At 72.1% G+C, this 15,142-nt stretch carries 11 protein-coding genes; 4 read left to right on the top strand and 7 right to left on the bottom strand.

Annotation, left to right across the window (positions count from 1 at the left end):
* Positions 1–191 precede the first annotated feature (191 nt).
* Both FHS39_RS24105 and FHS39_RS24100 read right to left on the bottom strand, forming a co-directional pair.
* Complete coding sequence (locus FHS39_RS24105; RefSeq protein ID WP_246470462.1) at positions 192–1,580, bottom strand: M16 family metallopeptidase; 1,389 nt, start codon at positions 1,578–1,580, stop codon at positions 192–194.
* Between the two features lie 20 nt (positions 1,581–1,600).
* Positions 1,601–2,950, bottom strand: a complete 1,350-nt coding sequence (locus FHS39_RS24100) for a M16 family metallopeptidase (protein ID WP_184351645.1) — start codon at positions 2,948–2,950, stop codon at positions 1,601–1,603.
* Positions 2,951–3,186: 236 nt separating this feature from the next.
* Between FHS39_RS24100 and FHS39_RS24095 the strand changes: the two genes are divergently transcribed.
* The gene (locus FHS39_RS24095; protein WP_184351606.1) at positions 3,187–5,646 is read left to right on the top strand and encodes a DNA gyrase/topoisomerase IV subunit A; all 2,460 of its coding nucleotides are present in this window, start codon (positions 3,187–3,189) and stop codon (positions 5,644–5,646) included.
* A gap of 38 nt (positions 5,647–5,684) precedes the next feature.
* Here the strand turns inward: FHS39_RS24095 and FHS39_RS24090 are convergent, their stop codons facing one another.
* Both FHS39_RS24090 and FHS39_RS24085 read right to left on the bottom strand, forming a co-directional pair.
* Positions 5,685–6,737: a GTP-binding protein gene (locus FHS39_RS24090; protein ID WP_184351605.1), complete on the bottom strand. Its 1,053-nt coding sequence runs from the start codon at positions 6,735–6,737 to the stop codon at positions 5,685–5,687.
* A gap of 32 nt (positions 6,738–6,769) precedes the next feature.
* Entirely contained in the window at positions 6,770–7,918 is a 1,149-nt protein-coding gene (locus FHS39_RS24085) for a citrate synthase/methylcitrate synthase (protein ID WP_184351604.1), read from the bottom strand.
* A gap of 147 nt (positions 7,919–8,065) precedes the next feature.
* On the opposite strand from FHS39_RS24085, the gene FHS39_RS24080 reads away from it, so the two are divergent.
* Positions 8,066–9,337, top strand: coding sequence for a citrate synthase (locus FHS39_RS24080; RefSeq protein ID WP_184351603.1), 1,272 nt, complete (start codon positions 8,066–8,068; stop codon positions 9,335–9,337).
* Between the two features lie 86 nt (positions 9,338–9,423).
* Complete coding sequence (locus FHS39_RS24075) at positions 9,424–10,329, top strand: sucrase ferredoxin (protein ID WP_184351602.1); 906 nt, start codon at positions 9,424–9,426, stop codon at positions 10,327–10,329.
* A 45-nt stretch (positions 10,330–10,374) separates the two neighbouring features.
* Here the strand turns inward: FHS39_RS24075 and FHS39_RS24070 are convergent, their stop codons facing one another.
* From FHS39_RS24070 to FHS39_RS24060, 3 genes are all read right to left on the bottom strand, one after another.
* Positions 10,375–11,436, bottom strand: a complete 1,062-nt coding sequence (locus FHS39_RS24070) for an ABC transporter substrate-binding protein (RefSeq protein WP_184351643.1) — start codon at positions 11,434–11,436, stop codon at positions 10,375–10,377.
* Between the two features lie 107 nt (positions 11,437–11,543).
* Positions 11,544–12,413, bottom strand: coding sequence for an ABC transporter permease subunit (locus tag FHS39_RS24065; protein ID WP_184351601.1), 870 nt, complete (start codon positions 12,411–12,413; stop codon positions 11,544–11,546).
* Positions 12,403–13,263, bottom strand: a complete 861-nt coding sequence (locus FHS39_RS24060; protein WP_184351642.1) for an ABC transporter ATP-binding protein — start codon at positions 13,261–13,263, stop codon at positions 12,403–12,405. Before FHS39_RS24060 ends, FHS39_RS24065 begins: the two co-directional genes overlap by 11 nt.
* Positions 13,264–13,504: 241 nt before the next feature.
* On the opposite strand from FHS39_RS24060, the gene FHS39_RS24055 reads away from it, so the two are divergent.
* Positions 13,505–15,121: a sensor histidine kinase gene (locus tag FHS39_RS24055; RefSeq protein WP_184351600.1), complete on the top strand. Its 1,617-nt coding sequence runs from the start codon at positions 13,505–13,507 to the stop codon at positions 15,119–15,121.
* The last annotated feature ends 21 nt before the right edge of the window (positions 15,122–15,142 follow it).

Raw genomic sequence — 15,142 nt, 5'->3', positions numbered from 1 at the left:
AACGCGCCACGCCCCAGGCCCCCCCCCAGAAGGGGGCGGGGGTTTTGGGGGCGGGGCCCCCCCCCCCCCCCCCCCCCCCCCCCCCCCCCCCCCCCCCCCCCCCCCCCCCCCCCCCCCCCCCCCCCCCCCCCCCCCGCCGCCCCCCCCCCCCCCCCCCCCCCGCCTCCCTTGTCATGCCGAGTGAGCCTCCGTCAGGAGGTAATGACCGTCACCTCGCCGATGCCCAGCGCCTTGACGGGCTCGGTGATTTCGGACGCGTCGCCGACGAGCACCGTCACCAGACGGTCGGCCGGGAAGGCGCTGACGACGGCCGCGGTGGCCTCCACCGTGCCGGTCTCGGCCAGGCGTTCGTAGAGCCGGGCCTGGAAGTCGTCCGGCAGGTGCTGCTCGACCTGGTCGGCGAGGGTGCCCGCGACGGCGGCCGCCGTCTCGTAGCGCAGCGGGGCGACGCCCACCAGGTTCTGCACGGCCGCCTCGCGCTCGGCCTCGGTGAGGCCCTCGGCCGCGAGGGTGCGCAGTACGGTCCACAGGTCCGCGAGCGCCGGGCCGGTGGAGGCGGTGTCCACCGAGCCGCTGATGGCGAGCAGGGAGGCGCCGGTGCCCTCGGCGCCGGAGCGCAGCACCTGACCGAAGGCGCGGACGCCGTAGGTGTAGCCCTTCTCCTCGCGCAGGACGCGGTCCAGGCGGGAGGTGAGGGTGCCGCCGAGGCAGTAGGTGCCGAGCACCTGGGCGGGCCAGACGCGGTCGTGGCGGTCGGAGCCGGTGCGGCCCAGTAGCAGCTGGGTCTGGACGGCGCCGGGGCGGTCGACGATCACGACGCGGCCGGTGTCGTCCGCCGTGATCGGCGGCATGGTGCGGGGCGGGGCGGCGTTGCCGGTCCAGGCGCCGAGGGTGGCGTCGAGGGCCTGGTCGAGGTCGACGCCGGTGAAGTCGCCGACGACCACCGCGGTCGCGGAGGCGGGGCGGATGTGGGCGTCGTAGAAGGCCCGCACCGAGGCGGCGTCGATGCGCTCCACGGTCTCCAGGGTGCCCTGGCGGGGGCGGGACATCCGGGAGTCGGCGGGGAAGAGCTCGGCCGCGAGCGCCATGGCCGCCCGGCGGGCGGGGTTGGCCAGCTCGTGCGGGATCTCGTCCAGGCGGTTGCGGACGAGGCGCTCGACCTCGTTCTCCGGGAAGGCGGGGGCGCGCAGGGCGTCGGCGAGCAGGCCGAGGGCCTTGGCCAGCCGGGAGGCGGGGACCTCCAGCGAGACGCGGACGCCGGGGTGGTCGGCGTGCGCCTCCAGGGTGGCGCCGCAGCGCTCGAGCTCGGCGGTGAACTCCTCGGCGGTGAGCTTGTCGGTGCCCTCGGAGAAGGCGCGGGCCATGATCGTGGCCACCCCGTCCAGGCCCTCGGGCTCGGCGTCCAGGGGCGCGTCGAGGCTGATTTCGACGGCGATGACCTGCTGGCCGGGGCGGTGGCAGCGGAGCAGGGTCAGGCCGTTCGCCAGATTGCCGCGCTGGGGGGCGGGGAAGGCCCAGGGGGTGGGCCGGCCGGGATGGGGCTGGGGGTGGAATTCCATGGCGGTGTCCGAGGTGTGCATGGTGGTCGCGGCGGCGTCGCTCACTGGGCCGTCTCCTCTTCCTCGTTCTCTTCGGCCGCGGCGGCGTCGGACTGGGGCGTCGGCTCGTAGACCAGCACGGCGCGGTTCTGCGAGTGCAGCCGGGTCTTGGCGACCGCCTGCACCTCTTCCGGGGTGACGTCCAGGACGCGCTGGACGGCGGTGAGGGCGAGCTGCGGATCGCCGAACAGCGTGGCGAAACGGCAGAATTCGTCGGCCCGGCCGCTCACGGTGGCGAGCCGGTCCAGCCACTCGCGCTCCAGCTGGGCCTGGGCGCGCTCCATCTCCTCGGCCGTGGGGCCTTCGAGGGCGAAGCGGGCCAGCTCCTCGTCAACGGCGGTCTCGATGTCGGGCACCTCGGCGCCGCCGGACGCCTTGACGTCCAGCCAGCCGAGCGAGGGGGCGCCCACCAGCCGCAGCAGGCCGAAGCCCGCGGCCACGGCGGTGCGGTCGTGGCGGACGAGGCGGTTGTGCAGGCGCGAGGACTCGCCGCCGCCGAGGATGGTCAGCGCCAGGTCGGCGGCGTCGGACTCGCGGGTGCCGTCGTGCGGCAGGCGGTAGGCGGCCATCAGGGCGCGGGAGGGCACCTCTTCGCGGAGGACCTCGCGCAGCTCCTCGCCCATGACGTCCGGCAGGGTGCCGTCGCGCGGGGGCTGCTTGGCGTCGTGCGCCGGGATGGAGCCGAAGTACTTCTCGATCCAGGCGAGCGTCTGCTCGGGGTCGATGTCGCCGACGACCGACAGGACCGCGTTGCCCGGCGCGTAGTAGGTGCGGAAGAAGGCGCGCGCGTCCTCCAGGGAGGCGGCGTCCAGGTCGGCCATGGAACCGATGGGCGTGTGGTGGTACGGGTGGCCGTCGGGGTAGGCCATGGCCGTCAGCTTCTCGAAGGCGGTGCCGTACGGCACGTTGTCGTACCGCTGGCGGCGCTCGTTCTTGACGACGTCGCGCTGGTTCTCCATCGACTCGTCGTCGAGCGCGGTGAGCAGCGAGCCCATGCGGTCGGCTTCCAGCCACAGGGCCAGCTCGACCTGGTGGGTGGGCATGGTCTCGAAGTAGTTGGTGCGCTCGAAGCTGGTGGTGCCGTTGAGCGAGCCGCCGGCGTTCTGCACCAGCTCGAAGTGGCCGTTGCCCTTGACCTGGGCGGAGCCCTGGAACATCAGGTGCTCGAAGAGGTGGGCGAGGCCGGTGCGGCCCTTGACCTCGTGGCGCGAGCCGACGTCGTACCAGAGGCAGACAGCCGCGACTGGGGTGAGATGGTCCTCGGAGAGCACCACCCTCAGGCCGTTGGCCAGGCGGTGCTCGGTCGCTGTCAGGCCGCCGGAACCGGCCTGTTGCGTGGCCGTGTGACCCATGGGCATGTACGTCCCTTCGATCGCTCGTTTTTCTCGCGATGCCTCGCCGCGCCGACGCGCGTGATGAACAGTGCTGTCACTGTATGCAAGCGCGCTGACATCTGGCGAAGTTCCCGGACCGCCTCACGCTCCCGGACGGGTCGCGGTCGGCGTTGTCGGTGGGGCGGTCCACAATGGACCGCGTCATTCCCGGTCGTCCCCGACCACGGCAATCGATCGAAGGAGCCGCAGCCGCGATGGCCCGCCGCAGCACGAAGACCCCGCCGCCGGAGAACTTCGAGGAGCGCATCCTCGACATCGACGTCGTCGACGAGATGCAGGGCTCCTTCCTCGAGTACGCCTACTCGGTCATCTATTCACGCGCCCTGCCGGACGCCCGCGACGGCCTCAAGCCCGTCCAGCGCCGCATCCTGCACCAGATGAACGAGATGGGGCTGCGCCCCGACCGCGGCTACGTGAAGTGCGCCCGCGTCGTCGGCGAGGTGATGGGCAAGCTCCACCCGCACGGCGACGCCTCGATCTACGACGCGCTGGTGCGCATGGCGCAGCCCTTCTCGATGCGGCTGCCGCTGGTGGACGGCCACGGCAACTTCGGCTCGCTGGGCAATGACGACCCGCCCGCGGCCATGCGTTACACCGAGGCCAGGATGGCGTCGGTCACATCGCTGATGACGGCCTCGATCGACGAGGACACCGTCGACTTCACGCCGAATTACGACGGCAGCGAGCAGGAGCCGGTGGCCCTCCCCGCCGCCTACCCCAACCTGCTGGTCAACGGCTCCTCCGGAATCGCCGTCGGCATGGCGACGAACATGCCGCCGCACAACCTGGGCGAGGTCATCGCCGCCGCCCGCCACCTCATCCGGCACCCGGCCGCCGACCTCGACACCCTGATGAAGTTCGTGCCCGGTCCCGACCTGCCCACCGGCGGCCGGATCGTCGGCCTGAGCGGTATCCGGGACGCCTATGAGACGGGCCGCGGCACTTTCAAGATCCGTGCCACCGTCTCGGTCGAGAGCGTCTCCCCGCGCCGCAAGGGCCTGGTGGTGACGGAACTGCCCTTCACCGTCGGCCCGGAGAAGGTGATCTCCAAGATCAAGGACCTGGTCGGCTCGAAGAAGCTCCAGGGCATCGCCGACGTCAAGGACCTCACCGACCGCAACCACGGCCTGCGCCTGGTTATCGAGATCAAGAACGGCTTCAACCCGGAGGCCGTGCTGGAGCAGCTCTACAAGCTGACGCCGATGGAGGAGTCCTTCGGCATCAACAACGTCGCGCTGGTGGACGGCCAGCCGCTGACGCTGGGCCTCAAGGAGCTGCTGGAGGTCTATGTCGATCACCGCTTCGAGGTGGTGCGGCGGCGCAGCGAGTTCCGGCGCGGCAAGCGGCGCGACCGGCTGCACCTGGTCGAGGGTCTGCTGGTGGCGCTCGTCGACATCGACGAGGTCATCCGAATCATTCGATCGAGTGACAACGCCTCGGAGGCGAAGAGTTCACTCATCCAGCGCTTCGGACTGTCCGAGGTACAGACGCAGTACATCCTCGACACCCCGCTGCGCCGCCTGACGAGGTTCGACCGCATCGAGCTGGAGTCGGAGCGCGACAAGCTCACCGCGGAGATCGAGGAGCTGACGCGGATCCTGGATTCCGACGCGGAGCTGCGCAAGCTGGTCTCGGCGGAACTGGCCGACGTCGCGAAGAAGTTCGGCACCGACCGGCGCACGGTGCTGCTGGAGTCGGCGGGCGCCCCGGCGTCGGCGGTACCGCTGAAGGTCGCGGACGACCCGTGCCGGGTGCTGCTGTCGTCGACGGGGCTGCTGGCCCGAACGGCCACGGGCGAGCCGTTCCCGCCCGGGGCGGGCGAGGCCAAGCGCGTCAAGCACGATGTGATCGTCTCGGCGGTGCCGGCCACGGCGCTGGGCGAGGTGGGCGCGGTGACCTCGGCCGGGCGGCTGCTGCGGCTGCGGGTGATCGACCTGCCGCAGCTGCCGGAGACGGCCGCGGCGCCCAGCCTCGCGGGCGGGGCCCCCATCGCGGAGTTCCTGTCGCTGGAAGAGGGCGAGCGGGTGGTCTGCCTGACCACGCTCGACGAATCGTCGCCGGGTCTTGCGATCGGCACGGAGCAGGGCGTCGTCAAGCGCGTGGTGCCCGACTACCCGGCCAACAAGGACGAGCTGGAGGTCATCACCCTCAAGGACGGTGACCGCATCGTCGGCGCGGTCGAGCTGCGCACCGGCGAGGAGGACCTGGTCTTCATCACCGACGACACACAGCTCCTGCGCTACCAGGCCTCGCAGGTACGGCCGCAGGGCCGGCCGGCGGGCGGCATGGCGGGCATCAAGCTGTCCTCCGGAGCGAAGGTGATCTCCTTCACGGCGGTCGACCCCGCGGAGGACGCGGCGGTGTTCACGGTCGCGGGCGCCGCGGGCGGGCTGCCGGGCTCCGCCTCGCAAGGGACGGCGAAGCTCACGCCGTTCGACCAGTACCCGCGCAAGGGCCGGGCCACCGGCGGCGTGCGCTGCCACCGCTTCCTCAAGGGCGAGGACTGCCTGGTGCTGGCCTGGGCGGGGGCTGCGCCGGCCCGCGCCGCGGCGGCGGACGGCACGCCTGCCGCACTGCCGGAGATCGACCCGCGCCGCGACGGCTCGGGCACGCCGCTGGCGAAGCCGGTGAGCGTGGTGGCCGGACCGGTGTAGGCAGCCCGGCCCTGGGGCCCGCCGGAGGGCGGGCCCTGTCAGGACTGGGCGTACCGCAGGACGCCCCACATGGAGTCGGCGTCCTGCGGCCCCTCCCCGGCTTCCGCCGGGAGGTGCCCCCATCGGCAGGCGTCGAGGCCCTCGCTCAGGGCCTGGGCGTCGATGCCGTTGCCGATCATGACGAGCTGTGTGGCGCGCGGCTCCGAACGCGCCCAGGGCGAGCGGTAGAACCGCAGGAAGTCGCCCACCGCATGGAGCGAGAACTTGTCGCGGTGCCCGCCGACGCCGAAGTGGACGAAGCCCTTGATGCGGTAGAGGCCGGCCGGCCGGGCGTCGAGGAAGTCCATCAGCCGCCGCGGGTGCATCGGCTCGTCGGAGACGAACTCGACGCTCTGGTAGGCGGCGTGCAGATGGTCGGCGTGCCCGTCTCCGTCCTCCTCGTGGCAGAGGTCTTCGAAGGACAGCTGGCGGATCGCCTCCACGTGGTCTTCGCGCGGCTTGCAGTCGAAGAGCAGCTCCGGGTCCACCCGCCCGTACGAGGCCGGGACCACCGGGGTGCCCGGGGCCAGCTCCGTGAGCCTGTCCTCCAGGCTCGCCCGGGCCGCGTCCTGGACCCGGTCGGCCTTGTTGAGGACCACGAGGTCGGCGATGCCGATGTGCCGGTCGAGTTCGGGGTGCCGGGCGCGGGTGCGGTCGAACTCCGCCGCGTCGACCACCTCGACCAGACCGCCGTAGACGATGTTCTTGTTCTCGCTGGCGAGGATCATCCGGATGATCTCCTGGGGCTCGGCGAGCCCGCTGGCCTCGACGACGATGACGTCGATGCGGGCGGCCGGGCGGGCCAGCCGGTCCAGGAAGCCGTCCAGCTCGCTGGAGTCCACGGCGCAGCACAGGCAGCCGTTGCCCAGCGACACCATGGAGTCCACCTGCCCGGCGACGCTCATGGCATCGATCTCGATGCTGCCGAAGTCGTTGACGACGGCGCCGATCCGGGTGCCTCCGCTCGTGCTCAGCAGGTGGTTGAGCAAGGTGGTCTTGCCCGACCCCAGGAACCCCGCGAGCACGATCACCGGTATCTGTCGCCTGGCCACGTCGGGCGCCTCCATCGTCGGTCGGGGCTGCGTCAGTCGAGCACCGCGGGCACGGCCTGCGGCGGGGGCGGGCCGACGTAGCGGGCCGCCGGGCGGATGATCTTGGTGTCTTCCGCCTGCTCCAGGATATTGGCGCTCCAGCCGACGACGCGGGCCGAGCAGAAGGTGGGGGTGAACATCTCCCGCGGCAGTCCGCACAGCTCCATGACGACGCCCGCGTAGAACTCCACGTTGGTGTGCAGCTCCCGGCCGGGCTTGAGCTCGGCCAGGATCGCCTCGACCTGCCGCTCGACCTCGACCGCGAACTCCACGAGCGGTCCGCCGAATTCCTGGGCGATCTCCCGCAGCATCCGCGACCGCGGGTCCTCGGTGCGGTAGACGGGGTGGCCGAAGCCCATGATCCGGTCGCCGGCCAGGACCCGTTCGCGGACCCAGGGGCCGATGCGGTCCGGCGTTCCGATGGCGTCGAGGGTGTCCAGCGCGCGGCTGGGGGCACCACCATGCAGCGGCCCGGAGAGCGCGCCGATGGCACCGCAGAGGCAGGCGGCGAGATCGGCGCCGGTGGAGGCGATGACGCGGGAGGTGAAGGTGGAGGCGTTGAAGCCGTGGTCGATGGTGGAGACCAGATAGCGCTCGATCGCACGGGCTCGGCGGGCGTCCGGTTCCGCACCCGTGAGCATGTACAGGTAGTTGGCGGCATACGGCAGGTCGTCGCGCGGTGCGACGGGCTCGAGCCCTTGGCCCAGCCGGTGCAGGGCGGTGAGCAGGGTGGGGACGGCCGCGCAGGTGGCGAGCGCGTCGGCGGTGCGCCGGGCGGCGTCGACGTCGTACAGCGGGCGCAGGCCCGCGGAGGCTCCCAGCAGGGAGAGCGCGGTGCGCAGCCCGGCCAGCGGTCCGGACACGGCACAGGCGCGGGCGATGCCCGGCAGTGCGTCGCGCACCTCCGCGGGGAGGTGGCGCAGGGCCGCGGTCTCGGCGGCGAAGGCGGCGCGCTGGGCGGCGTCCGGGAGGAAGCCGCGGGACATCAGGTGCCAGACGTCTTCGAAGGTGCGGCTCTGGGCGAGCTCGACGGCGGAGTACTGGCGGTAGTGGTAGAAGCCCTCGGTGCCGCGGACGTCCCCCAGTGCGGTGTCCGTGACGACGACGCCTGCGAGCCCGCGCGGAACTTCGGTGACCGGCATGGGTGCATCTCCCTCTGATCGATCAGACAGTGATGCGACTGTCCATGCTTGACTCAGTCGATGTCAATATTGATTGAATCAATGTGTACGGGCGGTGTGCACGGCCAGCGTGTACGCAGGAATCGGGCCACGGATACGGTGTGACGCATGGTGGAGCAGGGGACGGATGACGGCGGCCGGACGGGCGACGCGGAGGCGGGTGCGCCGGACGCGGACCGGCTGACCACGCGGGAGGTCGCCGAGCGCCTGGGCGTGAAGCCGGAGACCGTCTATGCCTACGTGAGCCGCGGCCAGCTCAGCAGCCGGCGCGGCCAGGGCGGGCGCGGCAGCACCTTCGACGCGAAGGAGGTCGAGGCCCTGGCCCGGCGCGGCCGGCGCGAGCCCTCGTTCGGCGCCGAGACGGCCATCCGTACCGGAGTCACCCTCATCGCCGAGAACCGGTACTACTACCGGGGCGTCGACGCCACCGAGCTCGCCGAGCGGTACGGCTACGAAGAGGTGGCGGACTGGCTGTGGACCGGCGAGCTGAGGCGCGGCGTCCGCTTCACCGCCCCCGAGGAGACGCTCACGGCGGCCCGCGCCGCGGTGGCGGCGCTGCCCGCGCACAGCGGGCCGACGGACCGGCTGCGGGTCGCCGCGATCGCGGCTGCCGTCGCCGACCCGCTGCGCTTCGACCTCTCCCCCGATGCCGTGCTGGGCACCGCTCGCTGCCTGATCCCCACGCTCGTCGACGCACTGCCGCCCGCCGGGCAGCAGCACCGGGGCGAGGGCCGGCTCGCCTGGCGGCTGTGGACCCGGCTGACGGCGCGCACTCCCGACGAAGCGTCACTGCGCGCCCTGGAGAGCGCGATGGTGCTGCTCATCGACCACGACCTCGCCGCCTCCACCCTCGCGGCCCGGGTGGCCGCCTCGGCGCGGGCCCACCCGTACGCGGTGGTCTCGGCCGGGCTCGGCGCGATGGACGGCCCGCTGCACGGCGCGGCGAGCGGGCTGGCCCACCGCATGCTCGCCGACGTGCTGGAGCGCGGCAGCGCGGCGGCCGTGGTGGCGGACCACCTGCGCGCCGGACGGCGCGTACCGGGGCTCGGGCACCGCCTCTACCCGGGCGCCGACCCCAGGGCCCAGGCACTCTTCGCACGGCTGGAATCGATCCCTCAGGCGGCGCGGGCTCTGGAGGCGGCCCGCGAAGTCGAGGCGACCACCGCCCGGCACATGCCGCTGCACGCCAACGTGGATCTCGCTCTGGCCGTTCTGTCGGTCTCCGCGGATATGCCGGCCGAAGCGGGGGAAACGGTGTTCGCCGTCTCCCGGACGGCGGGCTGGATCGCCCATGCGCTGGAGGAATACACCGAGCGCCCCCTGCGGCTGCGCCCCTCGGGCCAGTACAACGGGCCGCGACCGCCCCGGCCGTTGCCCTGAGGCACGTGCGTCACAAGGCAATTCGTCGTACAAGTCGGGGAGGTCCCCGGTATCGGCACACCCTAAGCCAGGTTAGGCTCACCTATGTGAGCACGTGCGCGACCGCCTCCCGCCTTCTGGCCGAACCCCTCGCCGGCACCGCCGCGACCGCGCGGACCTGGCTGCTGATCGAGCAGGCCGGCCCGTGGGGCGCCGACGCGCTCACTTCCAGCCACCTCGACTCCGAGACCGGACGGGCCCTGGACCGCGCCGCCAAGGGCACCGGCGTACGGGTCGCGCTGATCCGGCGCCCCGGACGGCATGCCGACTGCCACAGCCCCTCGTCGCAGCGAGTCTTCGCCGCCCACACCGCGCCCGGCCACTCCTGGATCCGCACCACGGAGATCACCGACCCCGCAGCGCTCCTCGCCGAGCTGGACTTCGCCGCGCTCGGTGCGGGCGAGCACGGCGGGCTGTGGCAGTCCTACGAGGGCGAACCGCTCGCCCTCGTCTGCACCAACGGCAAGCGCGACCGCTGCTGCGCCCTGCTCGGCCGCCCGCTGGCCGCGGAGCTGGCGGCGTCAGGCGGCACCGAGGTCTGGGAGGTCACCCACATCGGCGGCCACCGCTTCGCGCCGACCCTGTTCGTCCTGCCGTACGGCTACGCCTACGGGCGGGCCACCGCGCACGCGGTCAAGGACGCGCTGCACGCGGCCCGCGAGGGCCGGGTGGCGACCGCCGGATGCCGGGGCCGGTCCGCCTGGGAGCGGCCCGCCCAGGCCGCCGAACTGGCGGTCCGGGCGCTGACCGGCGAAGAGGACGCGGACGCCCTGGACGTCGCCGCGACCGAAGGCGCGGCCCCCCGCTGGCGCGTCACCGTCACCCACCACGACGGCCGCTCCTGGCGGGTGGAGGTCGAACAGGGCGCGGCCGCCCCGCCCCGCCCGGAGAGCTGCGGCCGGGCGCTCGGCACGCCCGCCCGCATGGACGTCGTCGCCATCGTCCCGGCCTGAGCGATCGACCCGGCCTGAGCGCCCGCGGGGGTCAGCCCGCCGTCCTCACGACCCCGTCTTCTTCACGAACTCCGTGGTGTAGGTCTTCTCCAGGTCCACCGTGGCGCTCTTGAGGTTGGGGTTGAAGGACTTGAGCACGTCGTGGACGGTCCTGGGGCCGTCGGCGGGCATCACCCCGTCCTTGGTGAACATCGGCAGCGTGCTCTCGATCGACTTGATGTAGAGCTCCTTGCCGCCCCCCTTGGCGTAGTCGGCCGGCATCTCCGCCGCGATCTCCTCGGGCGAGTGCTCCGACATCCACTTGAGGGTCTTGACCATGGCGTTGGCCAGCTTCTGGACGGTGTCCTTGTGGCTGTTGACCCAATTGGTGTTCATGTAGAGGCTGGAGGACGGGTAGAGGCCGCCGAGCGCGGCCTTGGAGCCGTCGGGGGTGCGCATGTCGACGAGCACCTTGCCCAAGTCCTTGGCGAGGATCTGCGCCACGGTCGGGTCGGTGGTCATGCCGCCGTCGATGGAGCCCTTCTGGAGCGCGGTGACGAAGGTCTGCCCCGCGCCGACGGCCACCGGGGTGACGTCGCTGACCGGTACCCCGTTCTTGACCGCCAAGTACTTCGTCAGGAAGTCGGTGGAGGAGCCCAGTCCGGTCACCCCGAGCTTCTTGCCCTTGAAGTCCTTGGGCGAGGTGAGGGAGGAGGCGGCCTCCTTGGAGACCACCTCCACCTCGCCCGGCGTCTGGGCCAGTTGGACCACCGACTCCACCTGCTTGCCCTTGACCTGGAGGTCGAGCGTGTGGTCGTAGAAGCCCACCACGCCCTGGACGTCGCCGGAGATCAGCGCGGTGGTGGCCTGTACGCCCGCGGGCTCGGTCAGCAGCTTGACCGTCACGCCCTCCTGCTCGAAGTAGCCGAGCTGCTGGGTGAGCACGGCGGGCAGGTAGATGACCTTGTCCAGGCCGCCGACCATGATCTTGACTGTGTCGCCCTTGAGCGAATCGGCCCCCGAGCTCGAGCTCGCGGACGACTCGTCCGCACAGCCTGCGAGGACCAGGCACAGCATCCCGGCGGTGGCCATGGCGAGGGTTCTGGAGGACTTGCCAGGTGCACGCATCATCGTTCCTTACGGTCGTATCGGGGGGTGGTGGGTACGGGCCGGTGGGGGCCCTCGGCCGCGAAGGCGGCAGGTGCGGCAGGGGTGGGTGGGGCGACAGGCGCAGGTCAGCGCTCTGCGCCCGGCCCGCCGGGCTTCCAGCGGAAGAGCCGCTTCTCCACGAAGGTCAGCAGCACCTCCGCGAGGAGCGCGACGACGGCGAGGATGACCATCGCCGCGAACACCCCCGCGGCGTTGAAGGAGCTCTGCGCGTCCATGACGAGCAGCCCGATCCCCTTGTCCGCCCCGATGTACTCGCCGACGATCGCGCCGATGAGCGCGAAGCCGAAGCTGATGTGCAGGCTGGTGAAGATCCAGGAGGTGGCCGACGGGATGACGACCTGCAGCGTCACCCGGCGGTCGCTCGCGCCCAGGATGCGGGCGTTGGCCACGAGGTTGCGGTCCACCTCGCGCGCCCCCTGGAAGGCGTTGAAGAAGACGGGGAAGAAGACCAGCACCACGGCCGAGGCGACCTTGGAAACCGTCCCGAGGCCGAACAGGATGAGGAAGATCGGCGCCAGCACGATCCGCGGCAGCGCGTTGAGGATCTTGATGAACGGGCCGAGCACATCGGCGAGGAAACGGACCCGGCCGAGGACGATGCCCAGCAGCACACCGCCCGTCACCCCGATGACCCAGCCGAGCAGGGCCTCGTAGAGCGTGTATCCGATCTGTTCGCCCAGCGAGCCGTGAGCGGTGCCGTGGGCCGTCCACTGGACGAGCTGGTCCCAGATCTTCGACGGCATCGAGAAGTTGAACGGGTCGATGGCCTTGTTCCTGGAGAGCACCTCCCAGGCGACCAGCACGGCGACAAGGAGCAGCGTCCGGGCTCCCAGGACCACCAGCTTGCGCCGTCGGGCAGCGCGCGCCCGGGCCTCGGTGCGCCCCTCGGTGCGCTTGCGTGTGACGACGGCGGCGGTGACGGACTCAGGCGACACGGGAGGCACCTCGCTCACGGGTGATACGGACTTCCTCACCGAGAGAGGCCCACATCTCGCGGTAGATTTCGATGAACTGCGGCTCCAGGCGCACCGATTCGACCTTGCGCGGCCGCGGCAGGGCGACGTCGAAGACCTCCTTCACCGTGGCCGGGCCCGCGGTCATCACCACCACCTTGTCGGCCAGCGCGATGGCCTCCTCCAGGTCGTGGGTGACGAAGACGACGGACGCGCCGCGCCCATGGGCACCGCCCCACAGCTCCAGCAGCTCGTCCGACATCAGCGCCCGGGTCTGGACGTCGAGTGCGGAGAACGGCTCGTCCATGAGCAGGATCTCCGGCTCGTTCACAAAGGTCTGCGCGAGCGCCACGCGCTTGCGCTGGCCGCCGGAGAGCTGGTGCGGATAGCGGTCTGCGAAGGCCGCCAGGCCCACGCGGCCGAGCCAGTCGCGCGCCCGCTCCCGGGCCTCCGCCTTGGGCACGCCGCGAAAGCGCGGCCCGGCCATGACGTTGGACAGCACCGACCGCCAGGGGAAGACGGCGTCCTGCTGGAAGACGAACCCGACCTCGGGCCGGATGCCGGTGACCGGCTCGCCGCCGATCAGCACCTCGCCCTCGGTCGGTTCCTCCAGGCCGCTGACGAGGGTGAGCGTGGTGGACTTGCCACAGCCGGTGGGCCCCACGACCGCCACGAACTCGCCTTGGCCGACGGCCAGATCAAGATCACGTACGGCCGTGTGCTCCCCGCCCGACGGCGTGCGGAAGACCTTGCTCGCCCCGCGCAGCTCGATCGCGGGGGCGCCGGCCGGCGGAGTGCCGTCCGGGGTGGGGCGTGGGGTGTCGCTGTTCATCCGTCCGCCTTCGTTGCCGTTCATTGCCCGGTCCCGCGCCGATCCGGCGGGGTGACCGGTTCGGGAGGCTAGGTGTGGCCTGGCACACAGGGGCAGCCTTGTGAGCGCTGTGCGACTTGAGCGCACGAAACCTGTTCTGCTCGTTTTGCTCGCACTAGCGCAACGAAACGGACACGAAGGGAGATCAAGGCGACACAGTCCGGATACGTTCGCTTCACACACCCCTACCAGAGGGACCCCTATGCACCCCCCGTGGCCCCGGCGCGTGTTCGCCCAAGTCCTGTCGTTCCAGCTGTTGATCACTACCGGAGTCACCGCGCTGACCGCCGGGCTTCTGCTGGCGTCCCTGGGGTCACAACTCGACGAGCAGGCCGAGCGCCGCGCCCTGGCCATCGCCCAGGCCACGGCCGCACAGCCCGGCATCGCCCACGACGTGCTGGCCGGCCCGCCCGACCCCGACGGCCCCGTCCAGACCGCGGCCGAGCGCATCCGCCTTGCCACCGACGCCAGTTACGTGGTGGTGGCCGACACCCGGGGCATCCGCTACTCCCACACCAACCCCGCCGAGATCGGCCGGCACGTCAGCACCGACCCGGGCCCCGCCCTGGCCGGACGCGAGTGGACCGGCATCGAGGACGGCACGCTCGGCCGCTCGGCCCGCGGCAAGGTCCCGCTGCGCGACGGCGAAGGCGCCATCGTCGGCGCCGTGTCCGTCGGTATCGCCTACGAGGACGTGCGCGGCCTGCTGCTGCATGCCCTGCCCGGCATCCTCCGCTACGCCGGAGCGGCCCTCGCGGTCGGCGCGCTGGCCGCGTTCGCCGTCTCCTGGCGACTGCGCAAGCGCACCCACGGCATCGAACTGTCCGAGATATCCGCCCTGCTCAACGAGCGGGAGGCGATGCTGCACGGCATCCGCGAGGGCGTGGTGGCGCTCGACCGGCGCGGCCGCGTACGGCTGGTCAACGACGAGGCGCAACGGCTGCTGGGCCTCGGCCCGGACGCCACCGGCCGGCCCCTGGAGGCGGTGCTGCCGCCCGGCCGGACCATGGACGTCCTGGCGGGCCGGGTGAGCGGCAAGGACCTGCTCATCGTGCGGGACGCGCGGGTGCTGGTCGCCAACCGGATGGACACGGCCGACGGCGGCGCGGTGGCGACCTTGCGCGACCGCACCGAGCTGGAACAGCTCGCCCGGGAGCTGGATGCCACCCGGGGACTGACGGAGGCGCTGCGCGCCCAGGACCACGAGCACGCCAACCGGATGCACACCGTCGTCGGGCTGCTGGAGCTGGAACTGTACGACGAGGCCGCCGAGTTCGTCGCCGAGGTCACCGGCGCGCGCCGGGCCACGGCCGAGGAGGTCACCGACCGGGTGCACGAGCCGCTGGTCAGCGCCCTGCTGGTCGGCAAGAGCGCGGTCGCGGCCGAACGCGGGGTGGCGCTGCGGGTCAGCGGACGGACACATCTGCCCGGGCAGGTGGTGGACCCGCGCGATCTGGTCACGGTGCTCGGCAACCTCGTGGACAACGCGGTGGAGGCCGTCGGGCGCGCTGCGCGTGCGGAGCGTTTTGTCGAGGTCGACCTGCGGACGGAGGGTGCCACGGTGGTGGTGCGGGTCTCGGACAACGGGCCGGGGGTCCCCGCGGGGGCACACGAGCTGGTGTTCGGTGACGGCTGGTCCACCAAGGAGCCCACCGCACACCGCCCCCGCGGGCTCGGCCTTCCGCTGGTGCGGCGGCTCGCCGAGCGGTACGGCGGCACGGCACGCGCGGGCGAACGAAAAGGAGGTGGCGCGATGTTCACGGTCGAATTGCCGGAGGCGCTACGAACACTCGAAAGAGTGAGCGGAAGACAGGGGTGAACGATGCCGGGAGCAGACAGG

This window comes from Streptomyces olivoverticillatus, from assembly GCF_014203555.1.
Taxonomy (GTDB): domain Bacteria; phylum Actinomycetota; class Actinomycetes; order Streptomycetales; family Streptomycetaceae; genus Streptomyces; species Streptomyces olivoverticillatus.
The sequence above is the reverse complement of the archived record's forward strand: the minus strand, read 5'-3'. Positions and strand labels throughout refer to the sequence as shown.

Bases quoted from the DNA above. Each gene is read 5' to 3' on its own strand.
- FHS39_RS24105 (WP_246470462.1), bottom strand. From the start codon at position 1,580: ATGCACACCTCGGACACCGCCATGGAATTCCACCCCCAGCCCCATCCC.
- FHS39_RS24095 (WP_184351606.1), top strand. From the start codon at position 3,187: ATGGCCCGCCGCAGCACGAAGACCCCGCCGCCGGAGAACTTCGAGGAG.
- FHS39_RS24055 (WP_184351600.1), top strand. From the start codon at position 13,505: ATGCACCCCCCGTGGCCCCGGCGCGTGTTCGCCCAAGTCCTGTCGTTC.
- FHS39_RS24070 (WP_184351643.1), bottom strand. From the start codon at position 11,436: ATGCGTGCACCTGGCAAGTCCTCCAGAACCCTCGCCATGGCCACCGCC.
- FHS39_RS24100 (WP_184351645.1), bottom strand. From the start codon at position 2,950: ATGGGTCACACGGCCACGCAACAGGCCGGTTCCGGCGGCCTGACAGCG.
- FHS39_RS24060 (WP_184351642.1), bottom strand. From the start codon at position 13,263: ATGAACAGCGACACCCCACGCCCCACCCCGGACGGCACTCCGCCGGCC.
- FHS39_RS24080 (WP_184351603.1), top strand. From the start codon at position 8,066: ATGGTGGAGCAGGGGACGGATGACGGCGGCCGGACGGGCGACGCGGAG.
- FHS39_RS24085 (WP_184351604.1), bottom strand. From the start codon at position 7,918: ATGCCGGTCACCGAAGTTCCGCGCGGGCTCGCAGGCGTCGTCGTCACG.